The following is a 17,718-nucleotide window of genomic DNA, read 5'->3' as shown; positions in this document are numbered from 1 at the left end:
ATGAAATACTATTTTATAACAGCATGTATCCTTTTACTATATATAACTCCATTAAGTGCACAAAAAACAATTCCTTTAAATGGCAAGTGGAATGTGCAATTAGATGCTAAAGAAGAAGGAATAAAAGAGCAAAATTATTTAGAAATTAATTTACCTGGAACACTTACTGAAGCTGGCTATGGTGAAAAAACTGTAGGATCTGATTTTGGTGTTTTAACTCCAACTCACAAATATGTTGGGGTTGCTTATTACGAAAGAGACATTGAAATTCCTAAAAAATGGAAACATAAAGACATTACCGTTTTCTTAGAACGTGTTTTATGGGAATCTCAAATTTTTATTGATGGCAAAAAATTGACTACTCAAGATGCTTTAGGAACACCACATATTCATAATCTAGGAAAGTTAAAACCTGGAAAACATAAACTTTCCATTCGTGTTAATAATGATATGATTCATAATATTGGTGATAAAGGTCATGCTTATGGTGAATATACACAGAGTATTTGGAATGGTATTGTTGGGAAAATGGAATTACAAGCCAAAGACCCAACCCATATAGAATCCGTTCGTACATTTTCACTAATAGATAAAGATCAGTTAAAAATTGAATTACAAATAGAAGCTGCTTTAAAAGAAAAGGCTGAAATTTCCATAGAAATCATTGAGTTAGAATCAAATTCAATAGCTTACCAAACCAAGGTTACTAATCAATTAGAGCATGGAAAAAACACTAAAGAAGTTGTTTTAGATTTGCATGGCAAGTTAAAAAAATGGTCTGAATTTAACCCTTGTGTTTATAACCTTAACATTACATTAAAAACCAGAAAAAGTAAGGATACTCATCAAACCGAATTTGGGTTCGTTCAATTTTCTCACGACGGTACTAAAGTAACTGTTAATGGTCAGCCTGTTTTTTTAAGAGGAAATTTAGATTGTGTCCATTTTCCTTTAACTGGTTACCCTTCTACAAAAGTTGAAGATTGGATGCGTATTTTTAAAATATATAAAGATTACGGTTTAAACCATGTACGTTTTCATACTTGGTGTCCACCAGAAGCTGCTTTTAAAGCTGCCAATAGAATGGGAATATATATTCAAGCAGAAGCATCAATTTGGATAGATTGGTGGATGAGTGAGGATATGATAAAAAGAGGACGTCCAGAAATGGACACTAAGGGACATCCTAAAGGCTTAGGGAAAGACCCAGAGAGAGATAAGTTTGCTATAGCTGAAATGAATCGAGTTGTCGATTTTTATGGCAACAACCCATCTTTTACCATGTTTTGCATTGGTAACGAACTTGGTAATGCAGACTTTGACGTCATGCAAAAATGGATCGCAGATCTTAAAAAGAAAGATTCTAGAATATTATATGCTACATCCACAGCCAGAAAAATTATGGACGTAGATGATTATATGGTAACGCATTATATTCCAAATATAGGACGCACGAGAGGACTAAACGGCCCTCATACCGATTGGGATTTTGAGGAAGTATATAGTCGAATGAATATTCCAATTATCGCCCATGAAATTGGTCAATGGCCAGTGTACCCGTCTTGGAAAGAGATAGACAAATACACAGGTGTTTTAAAAGCTAGAAATTTTGAAGAATTTAAAGCTGTTGCCGAAAAAAATGGTATTGTTGATCAGGATGAAGATTTTAAAATGGCATCTGGTGCTTTAAACCAAATCATGTATAAATATGAAACCGAATCTTTTTTAAGAACTAAAAGTTGTGCAGGTGTGCAATTGCTGAGTATTCAAGATTATCAAGGCCAAGGAGAAGCACTAATAGGCTGGCTAGATGCACATTGGGACAGCAAAGGCATTACAACACCAGAAAAGTTCAAACAACATTTTGATGAAACTGTTCCGCTACTGCGAATGAAAAAATTTATTTGGTCTAATGATGAAACTTTTCAAGCAAAGGCACAATTATCACATCATGGAAATTCAGAAATTAAAAATGGAGAAATAGCAATGACTATTCAATCTTCTAAAGGAGATATTTTAAAAAGTGAAACATGGTCAGTAAAAAATATTTCTATTAGCACATTAGAAGATCTAGGAAATATAACTTTCCCATTAAGTAATATAAACAAAGCAGAACAACTAACTGTGTCACTACAGTTAAAAGGCACACCTTATAAGAATGAATGGAACATTTGGGTTTATCCAACTGACCTGCCTGTAAAAGATAATGACACCATTTTAGTAACTGAAGAATTAAATGATGAAACCCTATTAGCTATAGAAAATGGAGCAAGCGTATTATTAATTGCTAATAATTTAGGCAACGATGAAAACAGTACCACTGTTAATTTTTATCCTTTATATTGGTCTTTAACCTTTTTTCCAGGCCAAGGCAAAACCAGTATTGGTATGCTATTGAAAGATAAGCACCCTGCTTTTAATCATTTCCCGACTTCTTTTCACAGCGATTGGCAGTGGGAAACTTTTAAGAATACAACCAAAGGTTTTATTTTAAATAGTTTACCCACTAATTATAAGCCTATAGCACAAGTGGTAGATGATTTTCATCGCAACAACAAAGAAGGTGCCATTTTTGAATTCAAAGTAGGTAAAGGGAAATTATTAGTCAGCGGATTTGATATTAATAATGAAAAAAATATAGTAGCAAAACAGTTAAAATATAGTTTAACAGAATACATGAAAACAAATAGTTTTGCTCCCACTCAAAAAGTAGACCTCGTTTTTTTAAGAAATCTATTCCCTCTTATACCACGAGCAGAAAAAGTAAGTACTAATAGTGATTTTAAAAATGCAATTCTTAATGTAAATGCAGGAGAAAAATTACTAGAAAATGAAACGAGTAAGCCCTGGTCTAATGAGTTAGATGAAATTATAGTATCAGAAAAAACTAAATACAAAGTTAAAGCCGAAGGAGTATGGAAAGATAATAATGTAACTGCGTGGCATGGTGAAAACATGACCATTGAGATTAGTTGTCCTAGTGGTATTTTAGGATCCTTTTATGTTCAATTCAATGATTGGAATAATAAAGAAAGAGAAGGGTTCTTAGAATTTGAAGGGCGAAAATTAAAACTGGGTAAACATGATGGTAAAGAAGGGAAATGGGTGAAATTTCATGTGATGCGAGAAGATAGTAACGACGGGAAATTAATTTTAAAAACTAACGCATCTAAAGGAGGTAATTTAATGATCTCGAAAATAGTCCTAAGTAAAGAGTAAATATTAATAATTTGTAAAACAACAATATAAAAATAGGTATCACTAACTAGGTTTCGAAACCAATTAAACAATAACCCTTGAGCACCATCATTAGGTATTCAAGGGTTCATTTATTGTATGCTCTATTTAGAAATTAGGTAGTATCTCACCAAGTGTGTAAAGTTTAAAAACATTGAGGGTTACAACCCTTGATATTTTTTTTATTAATTTTAAATTTAGAGGTCAGTAGTTAGTTACTTATTAATTCTTTGTAACATATTTTATCTCCTTGCACCATTTTCGTTATTAGATTGTTGATTTACTTTGAAATCTGTTTATTCTAAAACAAAACTTATTAAAAAAAGATGCTTGAGGGTGAGCTAGATGCCCACTTGGATTATAAAAAACCAACCTTCCAGCAATTCAAGATCGCGCAATGGCTGCACCTCAAAAAAGGCAAAAACCGCAAAAACCTTTATGGGAGAGATTAATATTAAAGTTCCCAGAGACAGAGATGCTTCTTTTAACCCGATGTTAGTCCCTAAACGCACCAATATGGGATGGGTAAGAGAATGTCATTATCACAGCCTATATACAAAGGGTATGAGCAATTCGGATATAGAAGAGCAGGTTCGTGAAGTATATGATTTTAATATTTCTACATCTACTATATCACGTATCACAAGATAAAATAACCGATGACATTATCGCATGACAAAACATAAAAATACTAAAAGAAGCATAGCAGATTTAATGAGTATTTTCTGAAGTTATATATCATTATTTTATGATTCTTTGTGGAACTCTATGTTATCTATTTTGGAACTATCCTATCTTTAATAAAATTGTTTATTGCCTTCTCATTGTATGAGGTTAACAACGAGAATTAGTACTTCCTAAAAGGTTTTATAGTAATTTTTTAAAATGGAACTTTAACTATAACTGTGTCTCCTTTTCCTTCTTTGTCCGTTATACTTTGAATAGTCCACAAGTCTTTAAGGTTATCTCCATCTATAATAGTTCCACTATAATCTCCCCATGATACGCCATCAGTAAAACCTTTCCCTTCACCTAAGCTTACAATATCTCGTAATGTTCCCTTTGGGTCTTTTGCTTTTCTAAATGCTAAACGTGGACTAATATACATATTTTCATTTGTTTCTTGAAAACCAACAAGAACATCATTTTTCTTATTAACCGCTATTGTTGTTTGAATATAGTTAGAGGTTTTACTACTAATTAAACCCGTTTGCACAATAGTTCCGTCCGTTTTTACCTGATGCCATTGTACCCCAGCACGACCTTCAACATTTACGGTTTGAGAAAACCAGATATCTCCATTTTGAAAAACTAAATTTTTAGGGTTTCTATCTCCAGAAGAAGTCAATTGATCTGTATTTTTTTGAGGTGATTGTGGTGGCCAATCAACGTGTTGTAATCCGTGTGGTTTTTTACCCACCAATTCACAAACAGGAGAACCATCTTCTGAAGTCACAACACGTTTAATAATAAACTCGGTGTTTGTTAGCTCAAAAAAGTACAAATCATCTATATTATCTTGATTATTTACAGGATGTCCTAAACTACCAGAAAAATGATAAACTGTAGCTGGTTTTCCTGTTATAACTTCCTCCATTTTCATAACAAATGTTTTTTCGGTGCCACCAGGAAATGAGTACCCAATCCATTTTTTACTGTAACCATTACCTCCGCCATCATAACCGTTTGGTGCTGGCACAGGGTACGTATTCCACGCACCAGTAGGGTCACTTGTTTCAGAAATTGAAATGTTTACTGGTTTTTTCTTTTCATCATCCCATGGGTTCCATAAATCAAATCCAAATACTTTGTTGTGAGGATCGAAAAATAATTTAGGATCTATCCCTTTATTAAAACACGATTGAGAAACTCCTTCAATAAAATTTCCTTTTTTATCATAAATAATAAGCCCAGAATTTGTTCCATGTAAAATATAACCGCCACCAACAGCTATTTGCGGATCTACTTGCCTGTTACCATCCATAGAGCCATCAAAAGCAAAATAACCAGCAACTTTTCTTGGGTTTCCACCCTGTTTACGTTCTTTACATTCCCCATTATTATTAAATGAGGTTTTTCTTATAGGCACAATAACTTCTGTACGTGTTGGTTTTATGATATCATTTTGATTTTGTGCTAGACAAAGCGTCTGCCCAAGTAAAACTGCCAATAAAATGATTTTATTCTTTATTAAACTTACTCTCATTTTTTATGTTTTAATTTTTTAATATATTTTGATTAATGACATCTTATCATTATTCCTCACTAATAAAATGGCCTTATACTTTCCTATTTTAATAAAGGCTACGGTCTTTAACATCGTCATTAACCCATGAGTTTGTTTCGTGATTATCAATGAAATTAAAATCCGAATTTGAATTCCCTGTAGTAACGAACCATAACTGCCATCATTTCGAGAGATTTCAACTTCTAATCCGTAAAGGTTTCCTAATAATAAAAGATTTTATTTGATATTGAATATAGAAAGGATGAATTAAACAAATCCATCCTTTCATATTCAAAAAAAACTAACTCAAATAAAAATTTATTTATACTTTATAAATCTGTTATTATAATTTTATATAACTAATATGTTTCTTTCATCCAGTTATAAGGTTTACGCTTTATCCAGTTACCTCTGGTAAAGTCTGGAAAATCTTGTGGCTCGCCATTGTTTTCTATAGATAATTCTGATAGTGGTGTAACTGCACTCCAAGCTGCAGCATCATAGGCATCCATAGGGGGTGCTATATTCTCCTTGGCAGACTCTACAAAAGCATTTAAAACAAAAAAATCTATACCTCCATGACCTGCTTCTGTGGCACTGGCTCCATACTTTTTCCATAGTGGATGATCGTATTTTTCAAACCAAGCATCCATTGCTTCCCATCCATGGCCTTTTGTTGTACCTTCAACATGAATACGTTGTGTGTGATAATCAAAATCGGTAAGCCCTTGAACTCCTTGAACTTTAAAGCCTAAAGAGTATGGGTGTGGTGTATTTACATTATGTGTAACAATAATAGTTTCTCCGTTAGACGTTTCTATGGTCGAGGTTATAATGTCTCCTTGTTTCCATTTTAATTTTGCGTTTGGATGATCTTTCCCTCCATTGTCAACAATATATTTATTTAAGCCTATAGCTTTGGTAGCATGTGAGGTTAAAGATACAAACCGATTTCCTCTATTTACATCAGCCATAACCGCTACTGGTCCTAAACCATGTGTTGGGTATACGTCTGCATTTCTTAATAATGAATGTTGTGTTCTCCAAGCTGATTCTGAAATTCCTTGTTCGCCAAACTCAACACCTTTGCCATAAGCTGATTTTCCATCGTTAAATTTAACACCTCTTAAATCATGTTGGTAACCACAAGTAAAATGCAACAACTCGCCAAAAACATTTTGTTTTACCATATTTAATACAGCTAGTACATCGCGTCGGTAATTTACGTTCTCTAAAATCATTAAATGAGAGCCTGTTTCTTCATGCGTATTTACCAAATCCCAACATTCTTCAAGTGTATTTGCTGCAGATACTTCTAAACCTGTATACTTCCCTGCTTTCATAGCATCTACTGCCATTCTTGTATGCCATAACCAAGGTGTTGAAATAATAACGGCATCAACATCTTTTAAATCTAATAAGTTTCTATAATCGTAATCTGAGTTGCCGAAAACTTTTGGCTTTGTAAATCCGGCTTTGCTAATTTTATCTAAAGCTATTTTTATACGATTAGAATCTACATCGCAAATTGCAGTAATCTCTAAATCTTTTCTTTGTAATGCATTATTTAAATGATTTGTTCCTCGTAAGCCTACTCCTATAAAAGCTATTTTTAACTTGTCTTGGCTTAAACCAAAATTTGAACCAAATGATAAATTTGGCATAATCGATACGCCTGCGCCAGCTAGTGCTGTTTTTTTAACAAAATTGCGTCTAGAATTTCCTTTCATAATTAAGTATTTGCTAACAAATTTGCAAAAACCTTCTAGAATGGAGATATATAGGTTTAATCAAAAAAGGTAGCCTTAATAGTCATTCGTTAAGATTTGACGAAAAAGTATACTTTTATGAATGATACCAAACCATTAACCAAACTCATATTTTGATTTTATACGGCATTGTATTAAGATGGTTAGAAGGATTTATTTTTTAAAAAAAAGCGCTTTAAAAAACTTAATATTCTCATTGAGACATTAACACAACTCGCTATTAATCAAGCTCAAACAATTTATTATTTTTTTTTATATTAGAAGATATCTTTAACCAAAAAGAATCCTTTTTTGCGTAAAACATACCCATAATTGATATGGGCATAACAACACTTATTGAAAAATATATTAATACCTTTATCTGGAACAAAAAAAAGAAAAGTTATTCCATAATGAGATCAAAGCATTTTAAAGCCTTAACTTATATTATATTCTCCATTTATTGTACTATTAATTCAGTTGCTCAAAATTCTGTAATTATAAAGCATATTGAACCGCAGTATAATAATCTTCCCATTTCTATTAAAGAAGTTTCTCAAGATTCAATTGGGAATATATGGATGTCTACAGATAAGGGCATATTAAAATATAATGGACACTCTTATACTTTAATAAAAAACGAAGACATATTTTCGATAAAATCATCTGAAAACAGAATAAATGGAATGTATTCAGACCAAAACAAAAACATATGGATAAAAAGCAATAATGGCCTTCTATCAAAATACGACACTACAAAAGGAGTTTTTACATATTTAGATACTCTTATTGAACAGCCAATAAATTCTATAAAGCCAGTAAGAAAAGGGTTGCTTATAGCTTCAGTAACAGGAGAGGTATTCACTTACTTCAATAATAAAATCGAGAAAATTTTCACAATTCCTAATATCCATAAAAAAGATAATGAAATAATAGATATGGCATTAGGAAATGATACTGAATTTTACCTAAGTACCTCTAAAGGAAAAATATTTAATTACTCCTTAAAAACCCACATGTTAAATGAACTTACAGGCCCTTTTATAGGTTACCCTGTAGGTGTAAAACTTTTAGCTGATGCAAAAAACAGACTTTGGATTGGTACTGAAACACATGGGTTATTTGTTTATGATATTCTAAAAAAAGAATTTATACAAGATACATTACTTAAAGGCAGTATTAAGAATATTGGCAAAGACCTTTTTATACATCTATATTGCGATAGTAATGGGTTTATTTGGGGAGGGACAGATGGTGGTGGATTATATATAATTAATGGTACGACGGGTCAAGTTAATGTACTCAAGTATAAATACCCTAATGAGTTTTCTTTAAGTAGCAATACTGTAGGCAGTATCAGTGAAGACTTGAATAAAAATATATGGCTTGTTACAAAAAAGGGCACCATAAATGTCATTACTAAACCAACAGAAAATATTAACTACCATAAAGGTTCTATTCATGGTGTTCCTTTAAAAATATTAAGCACTTATAGAAGCAGTAAAGGTGATTTATGGATAGGGACAGATGGTAATGGTTTAGTTAGAATTGACCATAATCAAAAAGAAAAAGATTTTTTTAATGATTTAGACAACAATTTTTATATCCAATCCATAACCGAAGATAATAATGCCAATATTTGGTTAGGCACCTACAGAAACGGTTTATGGAAATATAACTACGAAACACAACAATTTAAAAACATAGCTGTTAGTAATAGTTTAAATCAATTGGCTACTGATGTGCGTGTCGTTTTTACAGATTCTAAAAACCGCATATGGGTTGGTAGTAATGTTGCACTAAATATTTTTTCTAGTAATAACACCTTGATTGCCAGTTTTAAAAACAATACTAATGGACTCAATGGAGGTAATTTCGAAAGTATTATTGAAGATCAAAACAACCAAATTTGGATAGGACAACTTTATGGAGGTCTATTTAAATTTAATGAAGACACTAATAATATTAAAAACTCTTCATTTACAAACTACTTAAAAGACTTAAAGAATACCACCAGACCTAGAGTTATTGACATGTGCTTAGGCGAGCGCAATGAAATTTGGTTTATAAACGAGGATTTTGATCTTATCCAGCTTAATACAAAAACTAAAGAATTTATTGATTTCAAACATTTATCTCCTAATCAGGTTTATGATTTTACGGCAGTGATAGCTCAAGATGAATATAGTTTATGGCTAAGTTCTTCTAATGGTATCCATCATTTTAATGTAAAAACAAAAGACTTTATATCTTATTATACCTCTGATGGTTTACAAGAAAACAATCACATTCAAAGAAGTAAATTTATTGATGACAATGGCATTATTTATTTTGGAAGCAATAAAGGTTTGCACTATTTTAATCCTGATAAATTAAAAAAAACGCCCTCTAAAGGTAATTTATTTATAAGAAATATAGATATACTAAATAAACCTGCTAAAGATATTATTCCAAATCAAATAACATCTGATATCTTCAATTTAAACAGCTTACACTTAACAAATAACCAATCCTCTTTTTCAGTTAAATTCTCTGCAATTAACAATATTTTGAATTCTAATTATCATTATTCATATAAATTAATTGGTTTTGATACAGATTGGAAATCTTCTTATTCAGAAGGTATTGCTACCTATACGAATATTCCCCCAGGAAATTACACACTTAAATTTAAAGCCAACGAAACAAACCAATCCTCTGGAATTTTAGAAAAAGAAATTAAAATCATTATAGCACCACCTTTTTGGAAAACTCCTATAGCTTATTTTATCTATCTTGTATTACTGTCTATCCTAATTTTTGCCATCACAAAATGGTTTATTTTAAATAAAAAGTTATTAGTTTATAAAATTAGTAGAAAAAAAGAAAAGGAGCTTAATAATGCTAAAATGACTTTTTTCGCAAAAATGTCTCACGAAATTCAAACGCCAATTACATTAATCCTCAGCCCAATAGAAGACATGCTGAAACGTGCTGAAGACAACGGTAATTTGCTTCTAAAAGAACGATTAAGTGTAATTTCAAATAATGCACAAAGATTATCGAGAATAGCAAGAGAGTTAACATTGGTAAGAAATAAAGAACTAAAAAAATTAAAACTAAACGTAACTCAAAATAATTTATATCAAAACATTAATGATATCTGCTTATCATTCAAAGAATTGGCAAGAGTTAAGAAAATAGATTTTAATATTAATTGTCCAAAAAATTTAAATGATACTTGGTATGACAAAGAAAAAATAGAGCATATACTGTATAATGTAATCGATAATGCCTTTAAGTTCACCCCAACAGAAGGCAATATACAACTCAATGTATTACCAGTTAACAAAAAACAATTTGTAAAGATTTCGGTAACAGATTCTGGTTTTGGCATTCCACAAAACGAACTCAAAAGTATTTTTAAATTATTCTACCGAACCAACAACCAAATAAAAGGCACAGGAATAGGTCTAGCCTTAACTAAAGAACTTGTTGATATACACAAAGGAAAAATAAAGGTGAAGAGTTCAAAATCTGAAGGCACAACTTTTACATTTAAAATACCAGTGGCAGAAGATGCTTATTTAGATAATGAAAAAATCACATCAAGTAAAGAAGTTGAAAAAATAGAACCTTTAGAACTAGAAAGTTTCAATAAAACATCTGTTTTTGATGGCAATAAAAAAACAATTTTAGTTGTTGAAGATAATTTTGAACTTCAAAACTTTTTAAAGCAATTACTTTCAGATCAATACAATGTTTTACTATCCGAAAACGGCAAACAAGGTTACTATCATGCAAAAAACAATATACCAGACCTCATTGTTAGTGATATTATGATGCCAGAAATGGATGGCATAGAACTTTGTGAAAAGCTTTTAGAAAACAGTTTAACAAAGCACATACCAGTTATTTTATTAACCGCAAAAAACTCCACACAAACTAAAATAACAGGTTTAAAAGCTGGTGCTATTGAATATATAAACAAACCTTTTAACTCTAATGAGCTACTTCTAAAAATTAAAAACACTTTAATAAGAAAAGAATATATTATATCTAAATACCGTAAAGAACTTATTAATAAACCAGAAATTAAAATTGGACAATCTCAAGATGAAGTTTTCTTAGAAAACCTAAATAATATTGTAAATGAACGGTTAAACGACCCAAATTTTAAAGTAGACGAACTATCTGATAAACTTAATATGAGTCACTCAAGTCTATACAGAAAATGCTCAACGCTAACAGGTTTAAGCCTTATTGATTATATACGTCAATTAAGACTTAAAAAAGCAGCAATTCTTTTAGTTAAATATGGTTATAACATTTCAGAAGTAGCCTATATGGTTGGATTTAACAATCCAAAATATTTCTCTAAAAGCTTTAAAAGTCAATTTAAAATCACTCCAAAGCAGTTTAAAAATGAGGTGATTAATGAGGATGATATTGAAAAATACCTAAAACAAAATAATATTGACATAGCATATTTTAACCCCTCTTAAAAAGTAAAGACATTACCTCTCAGATAAACTGTACAAGTCTTAAGATGGTACCAAACACCTCTTACAATATAATAAATATGCTAATCTTTATTTACATATAACTTCGACTGGCTTATCATATTTTGTTTAGTAAAGTTTATAAATGGTATCAAAAAGAAACTATACTGATGTACTTTATCTCCAGATATTAAGTATTGTTCTTGTGGTTTAGCATACCAACTATCATCTCCAGCAACACCACGTTGCTCCAAATCAATGTTTAACTGCACTAAATCTTGCTGTTTTATATCTATAGTATGTTTGGACGCATTTACCTCTGGAATACCATCTATTTGGTACGCTTCATCTACATCTATTTTCGCATTATAGTTTAACCCTACAGATGTATCAAAATCTTCGTTAGGCATGTGCAATGCACTTATGCTTAATCCCTTTTTTACATTACTTGACACAACCAGTAAACCATTATCACTTTCATCTGATAAAGCCACCCAACGCACATTTGTTTTATAACCATTCTCTTGTGGCCTAATGTAAGGCACATATTGATCTTCAACTTTTGATGTGTACAAATCTATAAATGACGCACTATTTCTGTCTTGATAGTTTTCCCAAGGGCCTCTACCAAAGTAAGTCATATTATTAAACTTTTGTAATAATTGCATACGCATTCCAACCCGAGGAATATCAGCTTTATAATTGGTTGCATTGAGCGTATTCTCTATTTTAACAACACCATTTCCATGAATCGTATATTTAGATACAAATGTAGTTTCAACTCCTGGTAACGTATATGCTACATCTAAAACAACCATTCCTTTATCTGACTTAGTAACGTTAATTTTAGAGATTTCAAGAAATAATGATGCCTTTTTCCATTCTATATTTTTAAGATGCATTTTATTTCCAAAATCGTTATCTGTCGGTGCTCTCCAAAAATTTGGTATCGGTCCTTTTCCGTCTTTTAATAACTCCATGCCTTTATAGACAAAAGATGTTATACGTCCAATGCCTTTATCAAATACCAAGCTCATGTCCTTATTAAAAACAGTGATGCTTTTATTATGTTCATCTACTTCTAGCTCAAAATTCACCTCGTTACTAGACATTGATGTTTTGTATTTTACATCAAGGTCAAACTGTTCATGAGCTACAAGAAAATCTTTAGGTAATAAACCCCATTTCTCTTTGGTTAATGCACTTATTTCAAGAAAGTACTCGGTATTATCTTTATAATCAATATCGTCTAAACTCACTCTTAACATTTTACCAATATGTGGTTCAACATCAACAGAATTGATATGTAATGTTTTTAGAGTTTTACCATCAGCTTTTATTTCAACTAAAAAATTAAACTGATTTAAATTTGTGAAATCATAAAGGTTTTCTAAAAAAATACGCAGTTCGTTTTGCCTCGTATAACCACGAGCTTTAAAATTGATGAACTCTTGGGCTTTTTTTACTTCGTGCAATGCAGGTTGGGGCGTTCTGTCAGGAAATACAATTCCGTTATTTAAAAAAGAATTATCCGTTGGCATATTCTTACCATAATCACCTCCATATGCATAATACTTTTCGCCTTTCTCATTGGTTTTCCAAATGGATTGGTCTACCCAGTCCCAAATAAATCCACCTTGTAAGTTATCATATTGTTCAATAATAGTCCAATAATCTTGAAAGTTACCTGTACTATTTCCCATGGCATGGGCATACTCACTAGGAATAAAAGGGCGATCTGTTTTATGTTTTCCTATATACTCAAAAGTAGCTGGAGATGGATATTGTGGGACTATAATATCCGTATTCCAATCCATATCCAATAAATTGCCGTCTGTGTCTTTATAAGGTCTTTCATATTGCACAGGACGCTTTGTGATATCATGTGCTTTTATGGCTTTATATCCTTCATAAAAGTTAATACCATTTCCTGCTTCATTTCCCATGGACCAAATAATTACAGACGGATGATTTTTATCACGTTCTACCATACGTATCATTCGGTCTACATGAGCCTTTTCCCAGCTTTCTTTTTTGGCTAAAGAATATTTACCGTAATACATACCATGCGACTCAATATTTGCCTCATCTACTACATAAATTCCGTGCTTGTCGCATAAATCATAAAACTTAGATTGCTGTGGATAATGACTCAATCTAACAGCATTAATATTATTCTCTTTCCAAAGTTGTATGTCTTTTAAAATCTGTTTTTCATCAACAACATGACCTGTTTCTGGGTTATGTTCTTGAGTATTTACACCTTTTAACGTAATACGTTGTCCATTTACTAAAAGTAATCCTCCTTTTATTTCAACAGTTCTGAAACCTATTTTTTGGGGAACAACTTCAAAGGTTTTCCCTTTTTTATCTTTTAGTTCTACTATCAATGTATAAAGATTTGGGTGTTCTCCACTCCACTGCTTTACATCTTTAATTACTCCACTAAAATTTACAACGTGTTTTACATTTGCAGATGCCTTTGTCTTTACAATGTTAGATGCACAAACTTTGCTTTGTTCGTCTAAAATCTTGTAACTAACTTGTATTGGCTGCTGCTTTGAGCTATGGTTTTGAACAGTTACTGATGATTCAAAAACTCCATTTTTATATGCACCATCTAAAACAGATTTAACTTCAATATCTTGAATACGAACTTTAGGCTGTGCATAAATATAAACATCACGCTCAATACCACTTATTCTCCAAAAATCTTGACATTCTAAATAAGAGCCATCTGTCCATCTAAAAATTTGAATGGCTATACTATTTTCTCCTATTTTTAGAGCTTTAGTAATATTAAACTCAGCAGGTAATTTACTTCCTTGCGAATACCCAATATAGATACCGTTTATCCATACAAAACCTCCTGATTTCATAGCTCCTATATGTAAAAACACTTCTTTGTTTTCCCAAGTAGATTCTAAATGAAATGACCTTTTATACGAACCAACTGGATTATAATTATCAGGTACATTACCTGGATTCTTAGGATAAACTCTATCAATGAACTCAATATCATTAGCTATTGGCGCCTTATAATCGGCAAATTCATATTGATGATTCACATAAATTGGAATACCAAACCCCTCAATTTCCCAATTAGCAGGAACTTTAATGTTATTCCAATTATTAACATCTTCATCTAAATTCATAAATATTGTAGGTCTATCCTTAGGATTTTTAACCCATTTAAATTTCCAAATACCATTTAATGATTTTTGATAAGTTGCATTACTGGATAAAGCATTGCTTTCAGAAGTGTAAGACACAAAAGAGTTATGCGCATCTAGTTTATTTTCAGAAATAATTTTTTCATTTTCAATGTAGTCTTTATAATTATTAATTGGGTCTGATTTTTGACCATAACTTATAAGTTGTATAAAAACCATTATAAGTAAAACCAATTTTTGTATTAAATTCATTTCCATAATCATTTAATTATTTACTTTAAACACTCTTGCTAATAAAACAATAGCCCTCATAAAGAGAAGATTTACTGTATCTATAAAAAAAACTATTATTTTATCTATATCGCAATAAAAAACAATTATATATAATAAAATAATTTAAAGATGTATTTGACCAATTCATGGCCTTTTTTGACAAAATTACACTCCCTATTGGATAGGGCGGTCAAAGTGAGCAGTGTAAATGAAGTACTAAAAGTTGATTCGTTTGTGGTTTAAATTTAGTGTTTTTTTCTTAATTTCTTTCTCATAGATTCTCCTTTTATATCTATTCTATGAGCAGAGTGAACTAGCCTATCTAAAATGGCATCTGCAATAGTTTGTTCTCCAATAATTTGATGCCAAGCCTCTACAGGTAATTGAGAAGCTATAATGGTAGTTCGTTTGCCATGTCTATCGGATCAAGACTAATTGTTGTGTTTAAGCAAAAATTGTGGTTAATCTGTAGAGAAAGAATTCAACATTTTTGACACCTCTAAATTGTGCTCTAAAGGCTTTAATTTTGGCATTAAAAGATTCTGCGGAAGCATTAGTGCTTCTATTTATGAAGTAATTCAATATCGACCTGTAATTAATGGTTATGGTATTAGCGATTGTATTAAATGCTCTAAATCCTGTTTGTTCCACATCTTTATACCAATGAGCTAGTTTTGTATAAGCTATTTCTATTGATTTTGCCGAGTTAAATATATTTCTGAGTCCTTGCACTAAGTCAAAAGCAAGCTTAATATCTGGGTACTCCTTAAATAATACCTTGCTTCTTTGATATTGGTTTTTTGTCCAGTTTGAAGGCGATTTGTAGAGTAGATATCTGCTTCTGGCTAATAATTGTTTTCTTGTATCATCGTTGTCAAATACTTGTGGTATGTAGTTTTTGTTATTTGCTCTAGTTTGTTTTATTTGTTCATTTTCTAGATCTATAGCATCCCATCTGTGTTTGATTCTAATGTCTTGTAGCGCTTCTAGTGCTAGTTTTTGTACGTGAAACCGATCTGTTACTTGCATGGCTTTAGGGAAGCATCTTCTAGCGATAGTTTTCATTGAGTTAGCCATATCCAATGTTATTTCTTTAACCTTAGCTCTTCTCTTTGCAGATATCTTGAGTAGCTGTTCTATGATGGGCTCTACTTTGGTTCCAGCGAATATTGCGACAATACTTCCTTTTTTTCCTTTGGCTTTTTTGTTAGTTATGATAGTATATAATTCTCCTTTAGATAAGGCGGTTTCATCGATAGATAAATGAGCTCCAATATTCTCTGGGAATACCAACCATTCTTTGGCATGTGTCTTTTTCTTTCCATTGTTTAAATTCACTCAAGTAATCACGATATTGTCTTTGTAACTTCTTTCCGTTGACATTATAAAACCCTGCTATAGTATGATAATCACTAGCCTTGGTATCGATTAATTTCTTTTAAAAAAGCAGCAAACTCATCTGTCATACGAGTTCCCTGTGCTACTAAATTCCAATCTCTTTGTACAACTGCTTTAGTTGATTTATCTAGCCATCTACGGCGTTTAACATAAAGATAGACCTATTGCCTATAAGGGGAAAATCTTGTATGGTCACCTCTTTATGGAAACCATGAGCTATAAGTTGGCCGTTACTCTCTTGTTTTGGAGGTGTATTTCGTTCTTCAAAATAAAGATGCATCACTTCACCATTCTTAGTGTTTTTTATTAAGTCAAAGTGATTGATTAAAAATTCAGGAAGAATAAGTTTCAGAAGGTCTAGATAATTGTCCAAGTTAAATTAGTTTTCTTGCAAAAATCTAAATATTATTTCAATCTACACACAACTTTTGAGAATGATCCATAATTAAGTCAAAAAAGTGATAAAAATCAAATTCAGGGGTTGTTTCAGGGGTTCTTTGTAAAATAAAAAAGTCTAACAAATAGATTTTCATCCTGTTAGACTTTTTACAAGTAGCGGGAACTGGACTCGAACCAGTGACCTTCGGGTTATGAGAAAATAGTAGTGCTTATAAAGCAAAGTAAAATTGTTCTAAATTTTGTTTTTTTGTTTTGATCTCACCTAGTCACAACAAAAAAATTAAACTTTCATTCTATTGGGTTAGTATTAAAGTATTTAACTTCTTTTAGAACAAGTTTATTATTCACACTATCATTATTATCTATTAGCAATATCGTTTTTGCCTTACTAAACAAACTTAAAGTTTCAGAAAATCCGATTTTATCCATAAATTTTTTAGTTAAAATTATATCTTTATTCTTTCTCAAAAAACTTTTATTTAAAGGTAGCACTAAAGCTTTTTCTCCTTTAAATTGCGCATCGAAATCCATATAGGTTCTATAACACAACACAAGAGTATGTGTATTATCCTCATTATTAATAGAATAATATTTGTACAATATTGTTTCAATATTATTTTTCTTTTTATCATATTCTCTGCCAACAAATGAATTTCTATCATTTTCAAAGTAAACAATTAATACATCTGTTTTTTTTATATCATCTAAATTCTGAGCAAAGAGAGTTAATGATGTAAAAAAAAGCAAAGCCGTTATTATTAAATATTTCATAAACTTCGATA

At 31.2% G+C, this 17,718-nt stretch carries 7 protein-coding genes and 3 pseudogenes; 3 read left to right on the top strand and 7 right to left on the bottom strand.

The features are described 5' to 3' along the window. Both RG22_RS12315 and RG22_RS12310 read left to right on the top strand, forming a co-directional pair. Positions 1 to 3,219, top strand: a complete 3,219-nt coding sequence (locus RG22_RS12315; RefSeq protein WP_034043693.1) for a glycoside hydrolase family 2 — start codon at positions 1 to 3, stop codon at positions 3,217 to 3,219. A 338-nt stretch (positions 3,220 to 3,557) separates the two neighbouring features. Further along, positions 3,558 to 3,910 (top strand): annotated as a pseudogene (locus RG22_RS12310) (transposase); the annotation flags it as partial. A gap of 207 nt (positions 3,911 to 4,117) precedes the next feature. Here RG22_RS12310 and RG22_RS12305 read toward each other — a convergent pair. Both RG22_RS12305 and RG22_RS12300 read right to left on the bottom strand, forming a co-directional pair. After that, positions 4,118 to 5,443 carry a hypothetical protein gene (locus tag RG22_RS12305; protein WP_034043691.1) on the bottom strand — a complete coding sequence of 442 codons (1,326 nt, stop codon included), beginning with the start codon at positions 5,441 to 5,443 and terminating at the stop codon, positions 4,118 to 4,120. 380 nt (positions 5,444 to 5,823) lie between these two features. Continuing rightward, positions 5,824 to 7,194, bottom strand: a complete 1,371-nt coding sequence (locus RG22_RS12300) for a Gfo/Idh/MocA family protein (RefSeq protein ID WP_034043689.1) — start codon at positions 7,192 to 7,194, stop codon at positions 5,824 to 5,826. 431 nt (positions 7,195 to 7,625) lie between these two features. On the opposite strand from RG22_RS12300, the gene RG22_RS12295 reads away from it, so the two are divergent. After that, the gene (locus RG22_RS12295; protein WP_162183648.1) at positions 7,626 to 11,696 is read left to right on the top strand and encodes a response regulator; all 4,071 of its coding nucleotides are present in this window, start codon (positions 7,626 to 7,628) and stop codon (positions 11,694 to 11,696) included. 80 nt (positions 11,697 to 11,776) lie between these two features. Here RG22_RS12295 and RG22_RS12290 read toward each other — a convergent pair whose 3' ends face one another. The 5 genes and pseudogenes from RG22_RS12290 to RG22_RS12275 form a co-directional block, all read right to left on the bottom strand. Next, complete coding sequence (locus tag RG22_RS12290; RefSeq protein WP_034046044.1) at positions 11,777 to 15,118, bottom strand: glycoside hydrolase family 2 TIM barrel-domain containing protein; 3,342 nt, start codon at positions 15,116 to 15,118, stop codon at positions 11,777 to 11,779. A 266-nt stretch (positions 15,119 to 15,384) separates the two neighbouring features. After that, positions 15,385 to 15,561: pseudogene (locus tag RG22_RS17685) on the bottom strand (ATP-binding protein); the annotation flags it as partial. Positions 15,562 to 15,583: 22 nt separating this feature from the next. Next, positions 15,584 to 16,477, bottom strand: coding sequence for an ISAon1 family transposase (locus tag RG22_RS12285; RefSeq protein WP_420804778.1), 894 nt, complete (start codon positions 16,475 to 16,477; stop codon positions 15,584 to 15,586). Positions 16,478 to 16,551: 74 nt separating this feature from the next. After that, a pseudogene (locus tag RG22_RS18285) lies at positions 16,552 to 16,910 on the bottom strand (ISAon1 family transposase N-terminal region protein). Between the two features lie 314 nt (positions 16,911 to 17,224). After that, positions 17,225 to 17,707: a hypothetical protein gene (locus RG22_RS12275; protein WP_034043684.1), complete on the bottom strand. Its 483-nt coding sequence runs from the start codon at positions 17,705 to 17,707 to the stop codon at positions 17,225 to 17,227. Positions 17,708 to 17,718: the final 11 nt, after the last annotated feature.

The organism is Wocania ichthyoenteri Th78 (genome assembly GCF_000789235.1).
In the GTDB taxonomy this organism is placed as follows: domain Bacteria; phylum Bacteroidota; class Bacteroidia; order Flavobacteriales; family Flavobacteriaceae; genus Wocania_A; species Wocania_A ichthyoenteri.
Note: the sequence above shows the minus strand (reverse complement) of the source record. Positions and strands in the feature narration are given on the sequence as shown.